We start from the raw sequence: 19070 nt of genomic DNA on the forward strand, positions 1-19070 counted from the left end.
CTCTGCGTTCGGATGCCTGTACTCCGACAGCTTGCGCCCGTACAATCCCAAGTCATTTCAAGTCCAAGCAACCGACAACGGCCTACCATGCGTACCAGTCAATATTTGCTCGCCACACAGAAAGAAACGCCTTCCGACGCGGTCGTGATCAGCCATCAACTGATGCTGCGTGCCGGTATGATCCGCAAACTGGCCTCCGGCCTGTACACCTGGTTGCCCATGGGCTTGAAGGTGATGCGCAAGGTCGAAGCCATCGTTCGCGAAGAAATGAACGCCGCCGGCTCTCTGGAAGTGTTGATGCCGAGCACCCAACCGGCTGAGTTGTGGCAGGAATCCGGGCGCTGGGAAGAGTACGGCCCTGAGTTGCTGCGCTTCAAGGATCGTCACGGCCGCGACTTCTGCGCCGGCCCGACCCACGAAGAAGTGATCACCGACCTGATGCGCAACGAGCTGAGCAGCTACAAGCAGCTGCCGCTGAACCTGTATCAGATCCAGACCAAGTTCCGTGATGAGATCCGCCCACGCTTCGGCTTGATGCGCGGCCGCGAATTCATCATGAAGGACGCCTATTCGTTCCACGCTGACCAGGCGTCCTTGCAGGTCACCTACGACCGCATGCACCAGGCCTACTGCAACGTGTTCACGCGCCTGGGCCTGAAATTCCGCCCGGTTGAAGCGGACAACGGCTCCATCGGCGGCGCTGGTTCCCACGAGTTCCACGTGCTGGCCGAATCCGGCGAAGACGACATCGTGTTCAGCAACGGTTCCGACTACGCGGCGAACATCGAGAAAGCCGAAGCCGTGCCACGGGAAACGTCCCGCCCGGCGCCGGCCGAAGAACTGCGCCTGGTGGACACCCCGGATACCAAGACCATCGCGGCCCTGGTGGAGAAATTCAATCTGCCGATTGAAAAGACCATCAAGACCCTGATCGTGCGCGCCGAAGAAGAAGGCAAGCTGATCGCCCTGGTGATCCGTGGCGACCACGAACTCAACGAAATCAAGGCTGCCCAGCAACCTGGCGTGGCCAGCCCGCTGGTCATGGCCACCGATGCCGAACTGCGCGACGCCATCGGCGCCGGTGCCGGCTCCCTGGGGCCGCTGAACCTGCCGCTGCCGATCATCATCGACCGTTCGGTCGAGCTGATGAGCGACTTCGGTATCGGCGCGAACATCGACGACAAGCACTACTTCGGAGTGAACTGGGAACGTGACCTGCCGGTTCCGACCGTGGCCGACCTGCGTAATGTCGTCGCCGGCGACCCGAGCCCGGATGGCAAGGGCACCCTGGAAATCAAGCGCGGCATCGAAGTCGGGCACATCTTCCAGCTGGGCAACAAATACAGCCAGGCGATGAACTGCAAAGTGCTGGGCGAGAACGGCAAGCCGGTGATCCTGGAAATGGGCTGCTATGGCATCGGCGTTTCCCGCGTGGTTGCCGCTGCCATCGAGCAGAACAACGACGAAAACGGCATCATCTGGAGCGACACCCTGGCGCCGTTCCAGATCGCCCTGGTCCCCCTGCGTTATGAGACCGAACTGGTACGCGAAGCCACCGACAAACTGTATGCCGAACTGACGGCCGCCGGTTTTGAAGTATTGCTGGATGACCGGGACAAGAAAACCAGCCCGGGCATCAAGTTCGCCGACATGGAACTGATTGGCATCCCGCACCGGATCGTGGTCAGTGACCGCGGCCTGGCCGATGGCAATCTGGAATACAAGAGCCGGACCGAAGCCGAAGCCCAACCGTTGCCGGTGGCTGACGTGCTGTCTTTCCTTCAGGCGCGTATTCGTCGCTGAAAACCAGATCAAGAGAAGTCATGTTCAAGCGAAACACCAGAGCCCTGGGGGGCGCCGCCTTGTGCGGCGCCCTGCTGGTCAGCGGCTGCGCCAACCAGATGTCGCAACGCAGTGAGCACGAGGAGCGGGTCGAGCGTAAGTTGCTCGACCACAGCCTGCAGATTGATGTAGGCGAACCCAAAGTGCTGGAGCTGCCGCAACGCCGGGTCCGGATTCACGAGCAGAAGACCTTTGAGGTCACCGAGTTCGAAGTCACCCGTCGTTATGACCGCTACACCCCCTACCAGCCCTGGCGCAAACTCTATGAGATGCCTTTGGGTGCCGTCGCCCTGGTGGCCGGCGCGGGCGCCAACGTGGTGAATATCTTCGCCCTTGGCAACCTGCCGGCCAGCGTGACCCGCGACTGGCTCACCTACGGCGTGGACGGCCTCAACCCGTTCATGAACGTGCAATCCCACGGCCGTGCGCAACAGAACCTGGCGGGTATCGATGAAGTCCAGCGCGACAAGCGCGTGGAGTATTCGAGCCTGCCCTGGAGCGAACGTCCGGTACAGGTTACCGCTGGCAAGCAAACCCATGAGTTGACCACCGACCGTAACGGCGTCCTGCGCCTGAACCTGCTGGACAGCCCATTTGCCGAGCAAGACCTGAACCGCGTCACCACCCTGAAAATCAGTGTGGAAGATGGCCAGGACGACGTGCATTCGGACTCGACCCTGGCGATCAGCAGCAACCTGCGCGGCAAGTTGCTCGAAGCCCACGGCCTGATCTATGACGACCTGGAGGATGACGAGGTGAACCAGTGGGTGCACCGAGTCAAACGCCTGTCGGAGTTGGGCCTGGAGGAAGAAGCCAGCGAGCTGGAACAAAGCCTGATCGAACTGACGCGCAATGACCCCGAGTTGCAGCAGGAGTTTTTGCAGGCGTTGACCAAGGATGCGGGGCGGTTGGTGGCGGACCCTGGGGCTCGCTAAAACTTTAAGACAGCTAAATATCAAAAATGTGGGAGCGGGCTTGCCCGCGATTGCGGTGAACCAGCTTGCATATAACGGGCTGATCCACCGCTATCGCAGGCAAGCCAGCTCCCACAGTTCTATCCGGTTTTACCAGGAAAATTCGAGTTGTTCATTGCCGCTGCTCAGATCCAGCAAGCGCACCCCAATCCCCAGCAACCGCACCGGCTTCCCACCCCGATTAAACGCCTGCGTCAGCAGCTGTTGATAACTCTCCAGATCCCGCCCTGCCCCCGCCTGCTCCAAAGTGGTCTGGGTAAAGTCATGAAACTTCACCTTGACGAACGGCTTGCCCGCACGATAACTGCTGTCGATACGCGCCATGCGCCCAGCCAGGGTTTCCATCAGTTCAGGCAGTTTTGCCAGGCAGCTTGAGAGATCCGGCAGGTCCACATCGTAGGTGTTTTCCACGCTGATCGATTGCCGGCGACTGTCGTTCTGCACTGCCCGGTCATCAATCCCACGGGCCAGGCTCCAGAGCCGCTCGCCAAAACTGCCGAATTCGCGCACCAGTGCCAGCTTGTTCCATTCCCGCAGTTGCAGACAATCCTCGATACCCAGGCGTGCCAGCTTGTCGGCGGTGACCTTGCCCACACCGTGCAACTTGCTCACCCGTAGCTGCGAGACAAAGTCTTCGACCTGGTCGGGGGTAATCACAAACAGGCCGTTGGGCTTCTTCCAGTCACTGGCGATCTTGGCCAGGAATTTGTTCGGCGCTACGCCTGCGGACACGGTGATGTGCAGCTGGTTGGAAACCCGGCGGCGAATGTCCTGGGCGATACGCGTGGCACTGCCGCCAAAGTGTGGGCTATCAGAGACATCCAGGTAGGCCTCATCCAGCGACAGCGGTTCGATCAGGTCGGTGTAGTCGCGAAAAATCGTCTGGATTTCCTTCGACGCTTCCTTATAGGCGTCCATGCGCGGCTTGACGATGGTCAGGTCCGGGCAGAGCTTCAGGGCGTGGCGTGAAGACATGGCCGAACGCACGCCATAGGCCCGGGCTTCGTAGTTGCAGGTGGCGATCACCCCTCGCCTGTCTGCCGAGCCACCGACCGCCAGCGGCTTTTGCGCCAGGCTCGGGTCATCACGCATCTCGATGGCAGCGTAGAAGCAATCACAGTCGACGTGGATGATTTTGCGTTGCGTCATATAAACAGAGGGTTGATTCAACGGATCGCCAGTATCGCACTCACCCCTGTATATAGCACCAGTAGTTTGAATCTTCCGCTTAAGCGGTAGGAAATATCCCAGATGAATTTATTTTCTCAATCGAATTCGGCATCCCAATAGAGCTGAAACCCTCGGCCACACTGGCCTGGAGCGCTTCCAGAGGCCTTCATGGAGAGCTAAGCGATTGAACCACAAGCGCTTTTCTTCAATTCAGCGGTTGACACCCCAGCGATCCTCTGTAGAATGCCGACACACAGACGCGGGATGGAGCAGTCTGGTAGCTCGTCGGGCTCATAACCCGAAGGTCGTCGGTTCAAATCCGGCTCCCGCAACCAAACATCAAAAAAGGCTACTCGAAAGAGTGGCCTTTTTTGTGCGCGCCTGTTTTGGGTATGTATGAAAATTGTAAGACAAAAAAGTCTTTCCCCATCGCGCACTTACCGCGCACGGCCAACCGATGACCGTCAATTCACACTTATTTGACCCATTAGTTGATTAACGGTTGACACCCCGCCGCTTGGCTGTAGAATGCCGCCCACAGACGCGGGATGGAGCAGTCTGGTAGCTCGTCGGGCTCATAACCCGAAGGTCGTCGGTTCAAATCCGGCTCCCGCAACCAAACATCAAAAAAGGCTACTCGAAAGAGTGGCCTTTTTTGTATCCGGTGAAAAAGTTCTTCTGAAACAATGACATGGCATCTTTCATGAAACCGTACACGGTTTGTAGAGTCCATTTCATCGCACGCTATGCTTAATCCTCTACGACCAATGGCCGCAGTCGCCGCCCCCGGCGATACGCGTTAATATTTGTAATTATTTTGTCCATAGGGATTGGTAACTTGGCTGGATACCTCCATCCTGTCGCGCACAATCCACGAGGTGATTGATGCGCGCCAACTCGTCTGAACCACAAGACACCGTCACAGCAGAACAACCGATCACTCCCACCCGTTTGCGCTGGCTGGATCTGTTGAGCAAATACCGCCAACCCATCGGATTGGCCGTCACCCTGTTGCTGTTTGCTATCGCCCTGATCGCTTGCCGACACTTGCTGCTGGAACTGGATCTCTACGCTCTCCACGACTCGATCCTGGAAGTGCCCAAGCCTGCCCTGCTGGGTGCGTTTGCCGCAGCGGTGGCCGGGTTCGTCATTCTGCTGGGCTACGAATTCTCCGGCGCACGCTATGCCGGGGTGAAGTTACCGGCCAAGACCCTGGCCCATGGCGGTTTCACCGCCTTTGCCATTGGCAACGCGATTGGCCTGTCGATGCTCTCCGGCGGCTCGGTGCGTTACCGCCTGTATGCTCGCCACGGTATTGGCGCTTCGGAAGTCGCCCGCATGACCGTGTTCGCCAGCCTGGCGCTCGGTTGTGCCCTGCCCCCTCTCGCCGCCCTGGCCACCTTGAGCAACCTGCCCGCCGCGGCCACGGCACTGAATTTGTCGCAAGGTTTGCTCGGCGGTGTCGCCGGTGCGGTGCTGCTGCTGTCGATCGCACTGTGCGTCGGCCTCTATCGCCGCCGCCTGCCGGAGCAACCGTTTGCCGACAACCTGCTGGTCAAGATCGGCCGTCGCACCCTGCGCCTGCCCGGCGCGCGTCTGACCTTCCTGCAACTGGTCATCACCGCACTCGACGTCGCCGCTGCCGCCACCGTCCTTTATATGCTGCTGCCGGAAGCGCCACCGTTTGGTCCGTTCCTGCTGGTGTACCTGCTGGCCCTCGCCGCCGGTGTGCTCAGCCATGTGCCGGGGGGTGTGGGGGTTTTCGAAGCCATCCTGCTCGCGGCCTTTGCCGATAAGCTCGGCGCCGCGCCGCTGGCCGCCGCTCTGCTGCTGTACCGCATGATCTACGTGGTGCTGCCGCTGCTGATCGCCTGCGTATTCCTGCTGGTCAACGAAGCCCAGCGCCTGTTCCAGACCCAGCAAAGCCTGCGGGTTGCCTCAGGCCTCGCGGCACCGGTGTTGGCCGTGCTGGTTTTTTTGTCCGGCGTGGTCCTGCTGTTTTCCGGCGCCACGCCAGAAATCGACTCACGCCTGGAAAACATCGGCTTCCTGATTCCCCACCGCCTGATTGACGCCTCGCACTTTGGCGCCAGCCTGATCGGCGTGTTGTGCCTGCTGTTGGCCCAGGGCCTGCGTCGACGCCTGTCGGCCGCCTGGATGCTGACCATGGTGCTGTTGCTGGCGGGCGCCCTGCTCTCGCTCCTCAAAGGCTTCGATTGGGAAGAAGCCAGCTTGATGACCATGACCGCGATCCTGCTGGCGATCTTCCGACGCTCGTTCTACCGCGCCAGCCGCCTCACCGAACTGCCGTTCTCGCCGCTGTACCTGGTGGCCAGCGTCTGTGTGCTCGGGGCGTCGATCTGGCTGCTGCTGTTCGCTTACCAGGACGTACCGTACAGCCATCAGCTGTGGTGGCAGTTCACCCTGGACGCCAACGCCCCCCGCGGCCTGCGCTCGCTGCTGGGCGCCGCCGTGTTGCTGGTGATCGTGTCCCTGACCTGGCTGCTGCGTACTGCGCGCCCGGTGATCCACCTGCCGACACCTGACGAACTGGAGCGCGCCAGCAAGATCCTGATGGCCTCGTCCCAGCCCGACGGCGGCCTGGCGCTGACCGGCGACAAGGCGCTGCTGTTTCATCCCAATGATGAAGCTTTCCTCATGTACGCCCGTCGTGGCCGCAGCCTGGTAGCCTTGTACGATCCGATCGGCCCGACCCAACCTCGCGCCGAAATGATCTGGCAATTCCGTGACCTATGCGACATCCACCACGCCCGCCCGGTGTTCTATCAGGTGCGTGCGGAAAACCTGCCGTACTACATGGACATCGGCCTGACCGCGATCAAACTGGGCGAGGAAGCCCGCGTCGACCTGAAACGCTTTGACCTGGAAGCCAAGGGCAAAGAGATGAAGGACCTGCGCTACACCTGGAACCGTGGCACCCGGGACGGCCTGTCCCTGGAGATCCATGAACCGGGCACCGCGCCGATGGATGAGCTCAAAGTCATTTCCGACGCCTGGCTGACCGGCAAGAACGTGCGGGAAAAGGGTTTTTCCCTGGGCCGTTTCAGCGACGACTACCTCAAGCACTTTCGCATTGCGATCATTCGCTTCGAAGGGCGCCCGGTGGCCTTCGCCAACCTGCTCGAGACGTACAACCATGACCTGGCCAGCCTCGACCTGATGCGTGCCCACCCGGACGCACCCAAGTTGACCATGGAGTTCATGATGGTCGGCCTGATTCAACACTATAAGAGTCATGGCTACGCCCGCTTCAGCCTCGGCATGGTGCCGTTGTCGGGCCTGCAGCCACGTCGCGGCGCACCGCTGACCCAGCGCCTGGGTTCGATGGTGTTCCGCCGTGGCGAGCAACTGTATAACTTCCAAGGTTTGCGCCGCTTCAAAGACAAGTTCCAGCCAGACTGGGAACCCCGTTACATGGCCGTGCCCGCAGGACTTGATCCGCTGGTGGCACTGGCCGATACCGCCGCCCTGATCGCGGGCGGCTTGACTGGATTGGTGAAACGCTGATGATTCGACGTTCCTGGCGGTATGTATTGGCCCTGGTAGTGCTGCTCGCCCTGGTCGCGGGCGCTGGCTTTTGGTACTGGAGCCGCCCTGCCCCGCAGCCGACCCTGGAGCAATTGCCCCAGGCCGACGGTTCGGTGATCACCCGCGTAACCCCGAACGGCACGCCAAAAGCTCGCGTAGCGGTGGCCGTGATGGCCGAAGAAACCCTGACCGACAGCCAACTGATTGCCCTGAGCCAGGGCGGCAAAGCACAAATCGTCCAAGTGATCCTGCCAAAGGATGACTGCAAGTTGCAGGAACAAGCGCTGCAAGGCGCCCTGGCCCAGCTCAAAGGCCCGGCCACCCTGGTCAGCGGCATCGGCCCTGGCGCAGCCCTCGCCTGGCGCTGGCTGGCGACACAGAACGACGACAAGGCCAATGCCATCTCCGTCGGTTTCGCCCTGGTGCAGGAAGGCTGCAAGGACCCACTGCCGAAAACTTCGGCCCACGGCAACTGGCTGGTGGCCTGGAACGATAACCCTGACGATGAAAGCGCCAGTTTCGTACGCGACACACCGCGCGCCACCACCAGCATCAGCGACTACGACATTCATTACCCGCAAGTGCTGAACAACGAGCTGCGTAAGCAACTGGTGGGCTCGGACAACGGCGGCCTGGCGATCCCGGTGGTCGAAGTGCCCGCTGGCCAGGCCAAGGACACCGTGACCCTGTTCCTCTCCGGTGACGGCGGCTGGCGCGACCTGGACCGTGACGTGGCCGGTGAAATGGCCAAGATCGGCTACCCGGTGGTCGGCATCGACACCCTGCGCTACTACTGGCAGCACAAGACCCCGGAACAAAGCGCCAAGGACCTCACCGAGCTGATGCAGCACTACCGGCAGAAATGGGGCACCAAGCGCTTCGTGCTGACCGGTTACTCGTTCGGTGCCGACGTGCTGCCAGCGATCTACAACCGCATGCCGGAAAACGAACAGCAACGGGTAGATGCGATCATCCTGCTGGCATTCGCCCGTACCGGCAGCTTTGAAATCGAAGTGGAAGGCTGGCTTGGCAACGCCGGCAAGGAAGCCGCGACCGGCCCGGAAATGGCCAAGCTGCCGCCGGAGAAGGTGGTGTGCATCTACGGTGCGGAAGAAGTCGACGAGAGTGGCTGCACCGACAAAACCGCTGTAGGCGAAGCCTTGAAGCTACCCGGTGGGCATCACTTTGATGAGAACTACCCGGCGCTGGCCAAGCGCTTGGTGGACATCATCGTCAAGCACCAGGCCAAGGCCGAGTAATCCTGCGCCATACGCAAAACCCAATGTGGGAGCGGGCTTGCTCGCGAAAGCGGTAGATCAGTCACAGCAACTTTGACTGACACTCCGTATTCGCGAGCAAGCCCGCTCCCACATTTGTTTCGTGGTGTGATTAAGGTCTAGCGTGGCTCGATGTGCGCAATCATCAGTTGCACCGTTTCATTGCCCCGAAATTCATTCACATCCAGCTTGTAGGCCAGCTCCACCCACTTCACCGTCGGATTCGGCCACACCTCGCGGTCCACCCCAAACGCAATGCCATCGAGCTTCACCGACCCGCATTCGCTCTTGAGCACCACCTTCAGGTGCCGCTCCCCTACCACGCGCTGTTCCACCAACTGAAACACCCCGTGAAACAACGGCTCGGGAAAGTGCTGCCCCCACGGGCCGGCGTGGCGCAAGGCGCGGGCCAGTTCCAGGTGAAACTCTTCGACTGCCAGGGTGCCATCGGACAGCAGGCGCCCGGTGAGGTCTTCTTCGCGCAGTTGCCGACGCACTTCAGCATCAAAGGCTTCGGCAAACAGTGGGAAATTTTCCTCGGGCAATGTCAGCCCCGCCGCCATGGCGTGGCCGCCGTATTTAGCGATCAGGTTGGGATGCTGGCTCGCGACCACCGCCAGCGCGTCGCGGATGTGAAAGCCCGGTACAGAGCGCCCTGAGCCCTTGAGCAAGCCATCACCGGCATCGGCGAAGGCGATGGTCGGGCGGAAGTAGCGCTCCTTCATGCGCGACGCCAGGATGCCAATCACGCCCTGGTGCCATTCCGGGTCGAACAGGCACAAACCGTACGGCATCGACTCCACCGGCAAGTCCTTGAGCTGGGCCAGGGCCTCGCGCTGCATGCCTTGTTCGATGGATTTGCGGTCCTGGTTCATGCCATCCAGTTGCGCCGCCATTTCCCGCGCGGCGGCGAAGTCGGTGGTAAGCAGGCACTCGATGCCCAGGCTCATGTCATCCAGGCGTCCGGCTGCGTTGAGGCGTGGCCCGAGGATAAAGCCCAGGTCGGTGGAGGTGATGCGCGCCGCGTCGCGCTTGGCCACTTCGAGGATCGCCTTGATCCCTGGCCGCGCACGCCCGGCGCGGATACGCTCCAGGCCCTGGTGCACCAGGATACGGTTGTTGGCGTCCAACGGCACCACGTCGGCCACGCTGCCCAGGGCCACCAGGTCGAGCAACTCGCCGATGTTCGGTTGGGGTTTGTTCTCGTACCAGCCCAGGCTGCGCAAACGCGCACGCAGGGCCATCAGCACGTAAAAGATCACCCCCACGCCGGCCAGGGCCTTGCTGGGGAACTCGCAACCTGGCTGGTTCGGGTTGACGATGGCATCCGCCGCCGGCAGCTCATCGCCCGGCAAGTGGTGGTCGGTGACCAACACTTGCAGCCCCGCCGCTTTCGCCGCCGCCACGCCTTCGACACTGGAAATGCCGTTGTCCACAGTGATCAGCAACTGCGGCTCGCGCTGCAAGGCCACGGCGACGATTTCCGGGGTCAGGCCGTAGCCGTATTCGAAGCGGTTGGGCACCAGGTAATCGACATGGGCCGCACCGAGCAAACGCAGGCCGAGGGTGCCCACGGTGCTGGCAGTGGCGCCATCGGCGTCAAAGTCGCCGACGATCAGGATGCGCTGGCGCTGTTCCAGGGCCGTCACCAGCAAATCCACCGCCGCGTCGATGCCCTTGAGCTGCTGATAGGGAATCAACCGCGCCAGGCTTTTATCCAGCTCGGCTTCGGACTGTACCCCGCGTGCGGCGTAGAGGCGGGTCAACAGCGGTGGCAGATCACCGAGAAACGGCAGGACGGCGGGCAACGGGCGGGGATCGATACGCATGGGGTGAGGAAGGCTTCTCTTCGATACAACGGTTAAACAGCAATAGTGAAAACGGCACAGGCCCTTTGTGGGAGCTGCCTGCTGCTGCAGGTTCAGCCGCGTTCGCCGACCAGCCATTGCAGCTGCACTTCGTGCTGGCCACGGTCGTCAGTCACGAACATCGTGCCTTCGCTGATCATCACGTCCCACTTGATAACGCGCGGCATGTCCTTGGCCAGGATCTCCAGGACGTCCTGCGGCACAGCTGCGATGTGCACGTTCTTGAGGTTGTTCGCCACCGGCACCACCTTGCCTTCCCACACACGCAGGCTGCCATAGGCCAGCAGGCTGGTGCGCTCGGTGCGGCGCGAGCACCAGGTCAGGCGGTCGGCATCAGGCTGGCCAACTTCGATCCAATGCAAAACCCGGTCATCCAGGCTTTTTTCCCACAGGGCTGGTTCGTCTACATCTGACAGGCCACGACCGAACGACAACTGTTCGTTGTACCAGAGGGCGTAGGCCAGCAGGCGCACGGTCATGCGCTCTTCGGTTTCCGAAGGATGCCGGGCGATGGTCTGTTTGACGCTCTCGTACACCGAACGATCGAGGTCGGTGAGATTGAGTTCGAATTTGTAGGTCGTGGACGGCTGGGCCATGAACGGACTTCTAGAGACAGGGAAAGGCGGCCAGTCTAACCGATGGCGAGGCCATTCAACGAATACTGCGCTGCATCATCCTTATCCCTGGGCCGCTCGCCTATGTTAAAAGGCATCACACCACCGTCTCATGTTTGCAAGGATCCTCATGTCGTTTACCGCCAAACCACTTGCCGGGCTGAAAGTCATCGAACTGGGCACCCTGATCGCTGGCCCGTTTGCGTCACGGATCTGTGCCGAGTTCGGTGCCGAGGTGATCAAGGTCGAATCCCCGGACGGCGGCGACCCGTTACGCAAATGGCGCAAGTTGTATGAAGGCACTTCGCTGTGGTGGTTCGTGCAGGCGCGCAACAAGCAGTCGTTGACGCTGAACCTCAAGCACCCACAGGGTTTGGCGATCCTTAAACAGCTGCTGGCCGACGCCGACATCCTTATCGAAAACTTCCGCCCCGGCGTGCTGGAGAAGCTCGGCCTGAGCTGGGAAACCTTGCATGCACTGAACCCCAAGCTGGTGATGGTGCGCCTGTCGGGGTTTGGCCAGACCGGGCCCATGAAAGACCAGCCGGGTTTTGGCGCGGTGGGCGAATCCATGGGCGGCCTGCGCTACATCACCGGCTTCGAGGACCGCCCGCCGGTGCGTACGGGGATTTCCATCGGCGACTCGATTGCCGCGCTGTGGGCGGTGATCGGCGCGTTGATGGCGCTGCGTCATCGCGAGGTGAATGGCGGGCTGGGCCAGGTGGTGGACGTGGCGCTGTATGAGGCCATCTTCGCCATGATGGAAAGCATGATCCCCGAGTTCGATGTCTTCGGATTTATCCGCGAGCGCACCGGCAACATCATGCCGGGCATTACACCGTCGTCGATCCATACCAGCGCCGATGGCAAGCACGTACAGATCGGCGCCAACGGTGATGCGATCTTCAAGCGGTTCATGCTGGCCATTGGTCGCGAAGACCTGGCCAATGATCCGCAACTGGCCAGCAATGACGGGCGCGACAGCCGCCGCGACGAGCTGTATGGCGTGATTGATCGCTGGGTCAATTCGCTTGCGCTGGATCAGGTGGTCGAAGCATTGAACAACGCCGAGGTACCCGCCAGTCGCATCTACAGCGCCGAAGACATGCTGGGCGACCCGCAATTTCTCGCCAGGGAAATGTTCCTCCAGGCCAAACTGCCCGGCGGCAAGGACTTCAAGATGCCAGGCATCGTGCCGAAACTGTCGGACACCCCAGGCAGTTGCGAATGGGTCGGGCCGCAACTGGGTGAACACAACAGCGTGGTACTCGCTGAACTGGGCTACGACGCTGCCGCCATTGTGCGTTTGCGTGAGGAAGGCGCGATCTGATGGCCCACCGGTGCAGATGCTGGTTCATCCAGTGGTGCCTCGCTTGCGCAATACTGGGTGGGCTGCCTGCAACGGCGCATGCCGAAGACACCTTGATCTGGCTGCTGCGCGACTTGCCGCCGCTGACCATTTTCGAGGGGCCGGGCAAAGGCCAGGGCGCGCTGGACCAGTTGCTGCCGATTCTCATCGAACACTTGCCGGAGTACCGGCATCAGGTGCAGCACGTCAATCGCGCGCGTGGCATGCAGATGCTGCGCGAACCTACGTTCACCTGCGACCCGTCATTGCTGTGGACGCCAGATCGCGCCAAGTACATCGTGTTTTCCAGCCAGGCATTTGTGGTTGCCAGCAATGGCATCGCGATCCGGCACAGCCAATTGGACGCGATGAAGCCCTACATCATCGAGGGCCAGTTTGACCTGCAGGCCTTCCTCGATGCCCACAAGACACGGGTGGGCGCGATCGCGGAGCGCAGCTACGGACCGGTCATCGATGAGCAGCTCAAGCACGCCGATACCCACACGCTCGCCCTTCACTACGGCAACGATGCCTTGGGCAGCCTGTTGCAAATGCAGCGCCTGGGACGCCTGGAGGCGGTACTGGGTTACTGGCCGGAGATCCGCTACCACGCCCAGCAACAGGGCATTGCCACCGACGACCTGAGCTTCTATCCCATCAAGGGCACAGCACCTTACCAACACACGCACATTGCCTGCTCGGATACACCCCTGGGTCGCCAGGCCATAGCGCGAATCAATCAAGTGCTGCGTGAGATTCCATTGGAGCAGGTGCAGCAATCGTATGCGTCGTGGCTGGACCCGGTCATGCGCGAACGTTACCTGCGGGACAACCCGAGCTTTTTCCAGGACTTCCCGGAGCAGTGACAAATCCCGGGCAAAAAGAAACCCCGAAGAGTGGGGAGACACTTCGGGGTTAAACGTGGCCTACAAAGACCAGTACAGCAAGGCACAAACACCGGAGCACAATGTTTGCTCTTGCTGTTACGAAATCTGACCGGCCATGCCGTAGGAAGTTTCCATGATTAAACAATTCTTCATGCAACGGCGGCGCTGCGGGTCTGGGCTGCGTTGCGCAAGGCCGCAATGACCGAGGGCTCCAGGCGCCCTTCGGCAATCTTGATGTCGCGCAGCAGGCAATCCACCACATCCACCAGCACGCGCTTGTCCATCAATTGGGCGCGGTCGACTTCACGCTCGACCACGATGGCGCCAGCAGGGTTCTTCACGGTTACCAGGCACTCGGCCTGCACACCAGAGGTGGTCAGCGTAACCTGATAAGGGCTCAGTGCTTCTTCGAGCAATAGGCTGATACTTTCCATCTCGATCACCACTCAATAGTTCGGGAACAATCGTTTCAACGGGAGCTGCATCTATCCTAAGTGACTGTTTGTGACGTAGGAAAGTTCGCTTTATCGTCTTTATGGGGGCGTCATGGGTGACGGATTCCAGCATGCGCTTGCTACATGACAGGCAAAAAACGGCGCACATAAATACTTACGCAACAGGCTTTTATGCCGCTGTCGGCAGCGTAATAGTGGTCGCGCAGAAGCTATTCTCATAGCGCTCGGCCGGGCCTGCCAAAAACAAAAAACGTCGTTAACCCATGGGTATGGCTTGCCCCAATAAAAAAGCCCGTCACGAAGACGGGCTTGAGCAACCTCGCAAAGCTATTGAATCAGAGCGGCTTGCCACGATTTCCGTGCTGGCTCACAAACGTCTGCACAGCCTTCAGGTCATTGGCCAAGACTGTGCAACGTTCTTCACGTTCGAACAGGTCAGCCAAGTGCACCGGCAATTCCAGGGCCTTGCCGACACCGGCCTTCTCCACCGCTTCCGGGAATTTGACCGGATGCGCGGTGCCCAGGATCACCATCGGAATGTCCAGGCTGCGACGGCATTCGCGGGCGGCCTTCACACCAATGGCGGTGTGCGGGTCCAGCAGCTCGCCGGTCTGGGCATAGACTTCTGCGATGGTTTCGCAGGTCTGCGCGTCGTCCACGGCCAGGGAGTCGAACAGCTTGCGGGTTTCGGTCCAGCGCTCTTCATCCACACTGAAACCGCCGCCGCGCTTGAAGGTGTCCATCAAGCCGGCAATGGCTGCACCGTTGCGACCGTGCATGTCGAACAGCAGGCGTTCGAAGTTCGACGAGACCATGATGTCCATGGACGGCGACAGCGTGGCGTGCAGGGTCTCCTTGACGTACTGATTGCCGCTCATGAAGCGATGCAGGATGTCGTTTCGGTTGGTGGCGACGATCAACTGGTTGATCGGCAGGCCCATGTTGCGCGCCAGGTAGCCGGCGAAGATGTCGCCGAAGTTGCCGGTCGGCACCGAGAACGACACGGAACGGGCCGGGCCACCCAGCTGTAGCGAGGCGTGGAAGTAATAGACGATCTGGGCCATGATCCGCGCCCAGTTGATCGAGTTCACCGCCACCAGGCGTGTGCCCTTCAGGAAGCTCTGGTCGGCGAAGCTGTTCTTGACCATTTCCTGGCAGTCATCGAAGTTGCCTTCGATGGCGATGTTATGGATGTTCTCGCCGAAGATGGTGGTCATCTGCCGACGCTGCACTTCCGACACGCGCTTGTGCGGGTGCAGGATAAAGATGTCGACGTTTTCGCAGTGCTTGCAGCCTTCGATGGCCGCCGAACCGGTATCACCGGAGGTGGCGCCGATGATCACCACGCGCTCGCCGCGCTTTTGCAGCACGTAGTCCAGCAGGCGACCCAGCAGTTGCAGTGCGAAGTCCTTGAACGCCAGGGTGGGGCCGTGGAACAGCTCCAGGACCCATTCGTTGCCGTTCAACTGGCGCAGAGGGGCGATAGCGTTGTGGGAAAACACGCCGTACGTCTCTTCCAGAATCTTCTTGAAATCCGCGTCCGGAATGCTGCCGGTGACGAACGGGCGCATCACCCGGAACGCCAGCTCGTGGTACGGCAGACCGGCCCACGAGGCGATTTCTTCCTGGGTGAAGCGTGGCAGGTTTTCCGGCACGTACAGGCCGCCGTCGGTGGCAAGGCCTGCCAGCAGGACATCTTCGAAATTCAGGGCCGGTGCCTGGCCGCGGGTGCTGATGTAACGCATGACTGGCTCCTCTAAAACATTCTCGAACAGAGGCCGCCGCACGTACGGGGCCCCTGGAACAAATCGGTTAGTTCAAGTGTTCGACGCGGATGCGCACCACCGGGCCGACCACGCCTTGCAGGGCTTCCAGGGCGGTGATGGCATCGTTGATGTGCTGCTCGAGCACGCGGTGGGTCAGCAGGATCATCGGCACCTGGCCGTTTTGCTCCTCGACTTCCTTCTGCATGATCGACTCTATATTGATACCGCGCTCCGACAGGATGCTCGCGACCTGAGCCAGTACGCCCGGGTGATCCTGGGCCTGGATACGCAGGTAGTAGGCGCTTTCGCAGGCTTCGATCGGCAGGATCGGGTGGGCCGACAGCGAATCCGGCTGGAAGGCCAGGTGCGGTACGCGGTTTTCCGGGTCGCTGGTCATGGCACGCACCACGTCCACCAGGTCGGCGATCACCGACGAAGCGGTTGGCTCCATACCGGCACCGGCGCCGTAGAACAGCGTGGAGCCGGCGGCGTCACCGTTGACCATCACGGCGTTCATCACGCCATTGACGTTGGCGATCAGGCGGTCCGCCGGGATCAGCGTCGGGTGCACACGCAGCTCGATACCTGCCGGGGTGCTGCGCGCAACGCCCAGGTGCTTGATGCGGTAGCCCAGGGCTTCGGCGTAGTTCACATCCGCGGTGGTCAGCTTGGTGATGCCTTCGGTGTAGGCCTTGTCGAACTGCAGCGGGATACCAAAGGCGATGGACGCCAGGATGGTCAGCTTGTGCGCGGCGTCGATGCCTTCCACGTCGAAGGTCGGGTCGGCTTCGGCGTAACCCAGGGCCTGGGCTTCGGCCAGCACGTCTTCGAAGGTGCGGCCCTTCTCGCGCATTTCGGTGAGGATGAAGTTACCGGTGCCGTTGATGATGCCGGCCACCCAGTTGATACGGTTGGCAGACAGGCCTTCCCGGATCGCCTTGATCACCGGGATGCCACCGGCCACCGCCGCTTCGAACGCCACGATCACGCCCTTCTCGCGCGCCTTGGCGAAGATCTCGTTGCCGTGCACGGCGATCAGCGCCTTGTTGGCGGTGACCACGTGTTTGCCGTTCTCGATGGCCTTGAGCACCAGCTCGCGGGCCACGGTGTAGCCGCCGACCAGCTCAATGACAATATCGATTTCGGGGTTGGTGGCAACGGCGAAGACATCGTTGGTAATCGCAATACCGGTCGTTTCGAACTGAGGCTTTGGCGAACGCGTGGCAATTTGCGCCACTTCAATCCCGCGACCTGCACGGCGGGAAATTTCTTCAGCATTACGCTGAAGTACGTTGAAGGTGCCGCCACCGACGGTCCCTAACCCACAGATGCCTACTTTGACCGGTTTCACTGAAGAACTCCCCATGAAACGGCCGACGCTAGGTCGGCCGTGGAAAACAGCCGCACGACTGCGGCTTGCAATTAACGACCCGCCGACGTGTCAGCGCGCCTTGATCGTCGACGTTTCGACGATACTGATTTATTTGGCACCGAGCGCCAGTTTGGCAACTTGTGGTGCTGGCTGGTAGCCCGGAATCACTTGGCCGTCGGCCAAAACGATGGCCGGCGTACCGTTCACACCGATGGACTGGCCCAAGGCGAATTGCTTGGAAACCGGATTGGCACATTTGGCCGCCTTGATTTCCTTGCCGTCGACCATCTTGTCCATGGCGGCTTTCTTGTCGGCCGAGCACCACACCGCTTGCAACTGCTCGTCACCCGGCGAACCCAGGCCCTGGCGCGGGAACGCTACGTAGCGTACTTCCACGCCGAGCTTGTTCAGCGCAGGCACTTCGGCGTGCAGCTTGTGGCAATACGGGCAGGTCGTGTCGGTGAACACGGTGATATGGGTCTTGGTCTCGCCGATGGCCGGGTACACCACCGTCTCGGCCACCGGAATACCATTGATCAGCTTGGAAACACCCAGGCGTTCGGCTTTTTCCGTCAGGTTGACCGGCTTGCCATCCTTCAACTGGAACAGGTAGCCCTGGACGATGTACTGGCCGTCGGCGCTGGCGTACAGCACGCGGCTGCCCTTGAGCTTGACTTCATACAGGCCTGCCATCGGGCTGGCGCTGATGCTTTCGATCGGGGTATCGAGCTGCAGGTTGGCCAGGCTCTTGCGGATGGTCTGCTCGGCAGCGTCATCGGCGAAGGCAAAGGTGGAAACCAACGCAATGGCTGCGGCGGCAATAATCTGGGTCAAGCGCATGGGAACTCCTGAAGGCAGATGCAGGGACGGGAAGTAACACTGCTTGGCAACACAGGTCTGGGTCGTCCCCTTTGCTAACCGGCAAAGCCTACCACAGTTGGGCCGCAGGGCAGCCCGTGGCCGGATAAATTGGACGTTTTCAGCCTCGCGGGTGGTGCTTGGCGTGCATATCCTGCAAACGTGCGCGTGCCACATGGGTGTAGATCTGGGTGGTGGATAAGTCGCTGTGGCCGAGCAGCATCTGGACCACACGCAAATCCGCCCCGTGGTTGAGCAAATGCGTAGCGAATGCATGGCGCAACGTGTGGGGCGACAGCGTCTTACCGATCCCGGCAACCCTGGCCTGGTGCTTGATGCGGTGCCAGAAGGTCTGGCGGGTCATCTGCTCGCCACGCAGGCTGGGGAACAGCACATCGCTGGGGCGCCCGCCGAGCAGTTCGCCGCGGGCATCGCGCATATAGCGCTCGACCCACACAATCGCCTCCTCGCCCATCGGCACCAGCCGCTCCTTACTGCCCTTGCCCATCACCCGCAACACACCCTGGCGCAGGTTCACTTGCTCCAGGGTCAGGCTGATCAGCTCAGTCACCCGCAGGCCGCAGGCGTACAGCACTTCGAGCATGGCGCGGTCGCGCTGGCCGATGGCTTCACTCAGGTCCGGGGCGGCGAGCAAGGCCTCCACGTCAGCTTCCGACAGGGATTTGGGCAATGGTCTGCCAAGTTGGGGCATATCGACTTGCAGGGTGGGGTCGAGGGCGATCAGCTTTTCCCGCAGCAGATAGCGATAAAAACCACGCACACCGGAGAGGAATCGCGCAGTGGATCGTGGCTTGTAGTTCTGTTCCAGGCGCCAGGCCAGGTGGTCGAGGATCAGCTCGCGGCCGGCGTTGAGCAGTTCGAGATTTTTTTCCTGTAGCCAGCCATTGAACAGGGCCAGGTCGCTGCGGTAAGCCTGGCGGGTGTTGTCCGACAGGCCTTTTTCCAACCAAAGGGCATCGAGGAAGCGGTCGATCAAGGGGTGGTCAATGGCGGGCATGGGGGCTCAGGTGGATTACTGGAGTGTCTGTCAGATCCTATCGCAGGCAAGCCAGCTCCCACAGGGTTTTGT

The 19070-nt window shown here is 60.9% G+C and carries 14 protein-coding genes and 2 tRNA genes; 8 read left to right on the forward strand and 8 right to left on the reverse strand.

The features are described 5' to 3' along the window. The first annotated feature begins 87 nt into the window (after window positions 1–87). A complete protein-coding gene (locus tag AC3ISR_RS22860) occupies window positions 88–1803 on the forward strand; it encodes a proline--tRNA ligase (RefSeq protein WP_192299509.1) in 1716 nt (571 codons plus the stop codon). Between the two features lie 20 nt (window positions 1804–1823). Then, window positions 1824–2777: a hypothetical protein gene (locus AC3ISR_RS22865; protein WP_192299510.1), complete on the forward strand. Its 954-nt coding sequence runs from the start codon at window positions 1824–1826 to the stop codon at window positions 2775–2777. 129 nt (window positions 2778–2906) lie between these two features. On the opposite strand, the gene dinB is transcribed toward AC3ISR_RS22865, so the two are convergent. Beyond that, complete coding sequence (gene dinB, locus AC3ISR_RS22870; RefSeq protein ID WP_192299511.1) at window positions 2907–3965, reverse strand: DNA polymerase IV; 1059 nt, start codon at window positions 3963–3965, stop codon at window positions 2907–2909. A gap of 279 nt (window positions 3966–4244) precedes the next feature. Here dinB and AC3ISR_RS22875 point away from each other — a divergent pair. The 4 genes from AC3ISR_RS22875 (at window position 4245) to AC3ISR_RS22890 (ending at window position 8794) form a co-directional block, all read left to right on the forward strand. Further along, window positions 4245–4321, forward strand: a tRNA-Met gene (locus tag AC3ISR_RS22875). A gap of 207 nt (window positions 4322–4528) precedes the next feature. Then, a tRNA-Met gene (locus tag AC3ISR_RS22880) sits at window positions 4529–4605 on the forward strand. Window positions 4606–4871: 266 nt separating this feature from the next. Then, window positions 4872–7514, forward strand: a complete 2643-nt coding sequence (gene mprF / locus AC3ISR_RS22885) for a bifunctional lysylphosphatidylglycerol flippase/synthetase MprF (RefSeq protein WP_226456292.1) — start codon at window positions 4872–4874, stop codon at window positions 7512–7514. Next, window positions 7514–8794 carry a virulence factor family protein gene (locus AC3ISR_RS22890; RefSeq protein WP_226456293.1) on the forward strand — a complete coding sequence of 427 codons (1281 nt, stop codon included), beginning with the start codon at window positions 7514–7516 and terminating at the stop codon, window positions 8792–8794. Before mprF ends, AC3ISR_RS22890 begins: the two co-directional genes overlap by 1 nt. Before the next feature lie 137 nt (window positions 8795–8931). Here the strand turns inward: AC3ISR_RS22890 and recJ are convergent, their stop codons facing one another. Together recJ and AC3ISR_RS22900 are read right to left on the reverse strand one after the other, a co-directional pair. Beyond that, window positions 8932–10641, reverse strand: a complete 1710-nt coding sequence (gene recJ, locus AC3ISR_RS22895) for a single-stranded-DNA-specific exonuclease RecJ (protein ID WP_226456294.1) — start codon at window positions 10639–10641, stop codon at window positions 8932–8934. Window positions 10642–10733: 92 nt separating this feature from the next. Next, entirely contained in the window at window positions 10734–11276 is a 543-nt protein-coding gene (locus tag AC3ISR_RS22900; protein WP_192299515.1) for a YaeQ family protein, read from the reverse strand. Window positions 11277–11424: 148 nt separating this feature from the next. Between AC3ISR_RS22900 and AC3ISR_RS22905 the strand changes: the two genes are divergently transcribed. Continuing rightward, entirely contained in the window at window positions 11425–12624 is a 1200-nt protein-coding gene (locus tag AC3ISR_RS22905) for a CaiB/BaiF CoA transferase family protein (protein WP_192299516.1), read from the forward strand. Then, complete coding sequence (locus tag AC3ISR_RS22910) at window positions 12624–13508, forward strand: TIGR02285 family protein (RefSeq protein WP_192299517.1); 885 nt, start codon at window positions 12624–12626, stop codon at window positions 13506–13508. Before AC3ISR_RS22905 ends, AC3ISR_RS22910 begins: the two co-directional genes overlap by 1 nt. A gap of 170 nt (window positions 13509–13678) precedes the next feature. Here AC3ISR_RS22910 and AC3ISR_RS22915 read toward each other — a convergent pair whose 3' ends face one another. The 5 genes from AC3ISR_RS22915 to xerD all read right to left on the reverse strand — a co-directional run bounded on the left by AC3ISR_RS22915 (window position 13679) and on the right by xerD (window position 18998). Beyond that, window positions 13679–13963, reverse strand: a complete 285-nt coding sequence (locus tag AC3ISR_RS22915; protein WP_192299518.1) for a DUF3509 domain-containing protein — start codon at window positions 13961–13963, stop codon at window positions 13679–13681. A gap of 356 nt (window positions 13964–14319) precedes the next feature. After that, window positions 14320–15729, reverse strand: a complete 1410-nt coding sequence (thrC, locus tag AC3ISR_RS22920) for a threonine synthase (protein ID WP_192299519.1) — start codon at window positions 15727–15729, stop codon at window positions 14320–14322. Between the two features lie 67 nt (window positions 15730–15796). Then, window positions 15797–17101, reverse strand: coding sequence for a homoserine dehydrogenase (locus AC3ISR_RS22925; RefSeq protein ID WP_192299520.1), 1305 nt, complete (start codon window positions 17099–17101; stop codon window positions 15797–15799). 129 nt (window positions 17102–17230) lie between these two features. Continuing rightward, window positions 17231–17962 (reverse strand): thioredoxin fold domain-containing protein, encoded by a 732-nt coding sequence (locus AC3ISR_RS22930; RefSeq protein ID WP_124525023.1) that lies wholly within the window; start codon window positions 17960–17962, stop codon window positions 17231–17233. A 139-nt stretch (window positions 17963–18101) separates the two neighbouring features. Beyond that, the gene (gene xerD, locus AC3ISR_RS22935) at window positions 18102–18998 is read right to left on the reverse strand and encodes a site-specific tyrosine recombinase XerD (protein WP_192299521.1); all 897 of its coding nucleotides are present in this window, start codon (window positions 18996–18998) and stop codon (window positions 18102–18104) included. Window positions 18999–19070: the final 72 nt, after the last annotated feature.

It is taken from the genome of Pseudomonas sp. GL_117, assembly GCF_057835125.1.

Excerpts from the sequence above, each read along its gene's own strand:
- AC3ISR_RS22860 (WP_192299509.1), top strand. The coding sequence starts at position 88 with ATGCGTACCAGTCAATATTTGCTCGCCACACAGAAAGAAACGCCTTCC.
- AC3ISR_RS22865 (WP_192299510.1), top strand. The coding sequence starts at position 1,824 with ATGTTCAAGCGAAACACCAGAGCCCTGGGGGGCGCCGCCTTGTGCGGC.
- dinB (WP_192299511.1), bottom strand. The coding sequence starts at position 3,965 with ATGACGCAACGCAAAATCATCCACGTCGACTGTGATTGCTTCTACGCT.
- mprF (WP_226456292.1), top strand. The coding sequence starts at position 4,872 with ATGCGCGCCAACTCGTCTGAACCACAAGACACCGTCACAGCAGAACAA.
- AC3ISR_RS22890 (WP_226456293.1), top strand. The coding sequence starts at position 7,514 with ATGATTCGACGTTCCTGGCGGTATGTATTGGCCCTGGTAGTGCTGCTC.
- recJ (WP_226456294.1), bottom strand. The coding sequence starts at position 10,641 with ATGCGTATCGATCCCCGCCCGTTGCCCGCCGTCCTGCCGTTTCTCGGT.
- AC3ISR_RS22900 (WP_192299515.1), bottom strand. The coding sequence starts at position 11,276 with ATGGCCCAGCCGTCCACGACCTACAAATTCGAACTCAATCTCACCGAC.
- AC3ISR_RS22905 (WP_192299516.1), top strand. The coding sequence starts at position 11,425 with ATGTCGTTTACCGCCAAACCACTTGCCGGGCTGAAAGTCATCGAACTG.
- AC3ISR_RS22910 (WP_192299517.1), top strand. The coding sequence starts at position 12,624 with ATGGCCCACCGGTGCAGATGCTGGTTCATCCAGTGGTGCCTCGCTTGC.
- AC3ISR_RS22915 (WP_192299518.1), bottom strand. The coding sequence starts at position 13,963 with ATGGAAAGTATCAGCCTATTGCTCGAAGAAGCACTGAGCCCTTATCAG.
- thrC (WP_192299519.1), bottom strand. The coding sequence starts at position 15,729 with ATGCGTTACATCAGCACCCGCGGCCAGGCACCGGCCCTGAATTTCGAA.
- AC3ISR_RS22930 (WP_124525023.1), bottom strand. The coding sequence starts at position 17,962 with ATGCGCTTGACCCAGATTATTGCCGCCGCAGCCATTGCGTTGGTTTCC.
- xerD (WP_192299521.1), bottom strand. The coding sequence starts at position 18,998 with ATGCCCGCCATTGACCACCCCTTGATCGACCGCTTCCTCGATGCCCTT.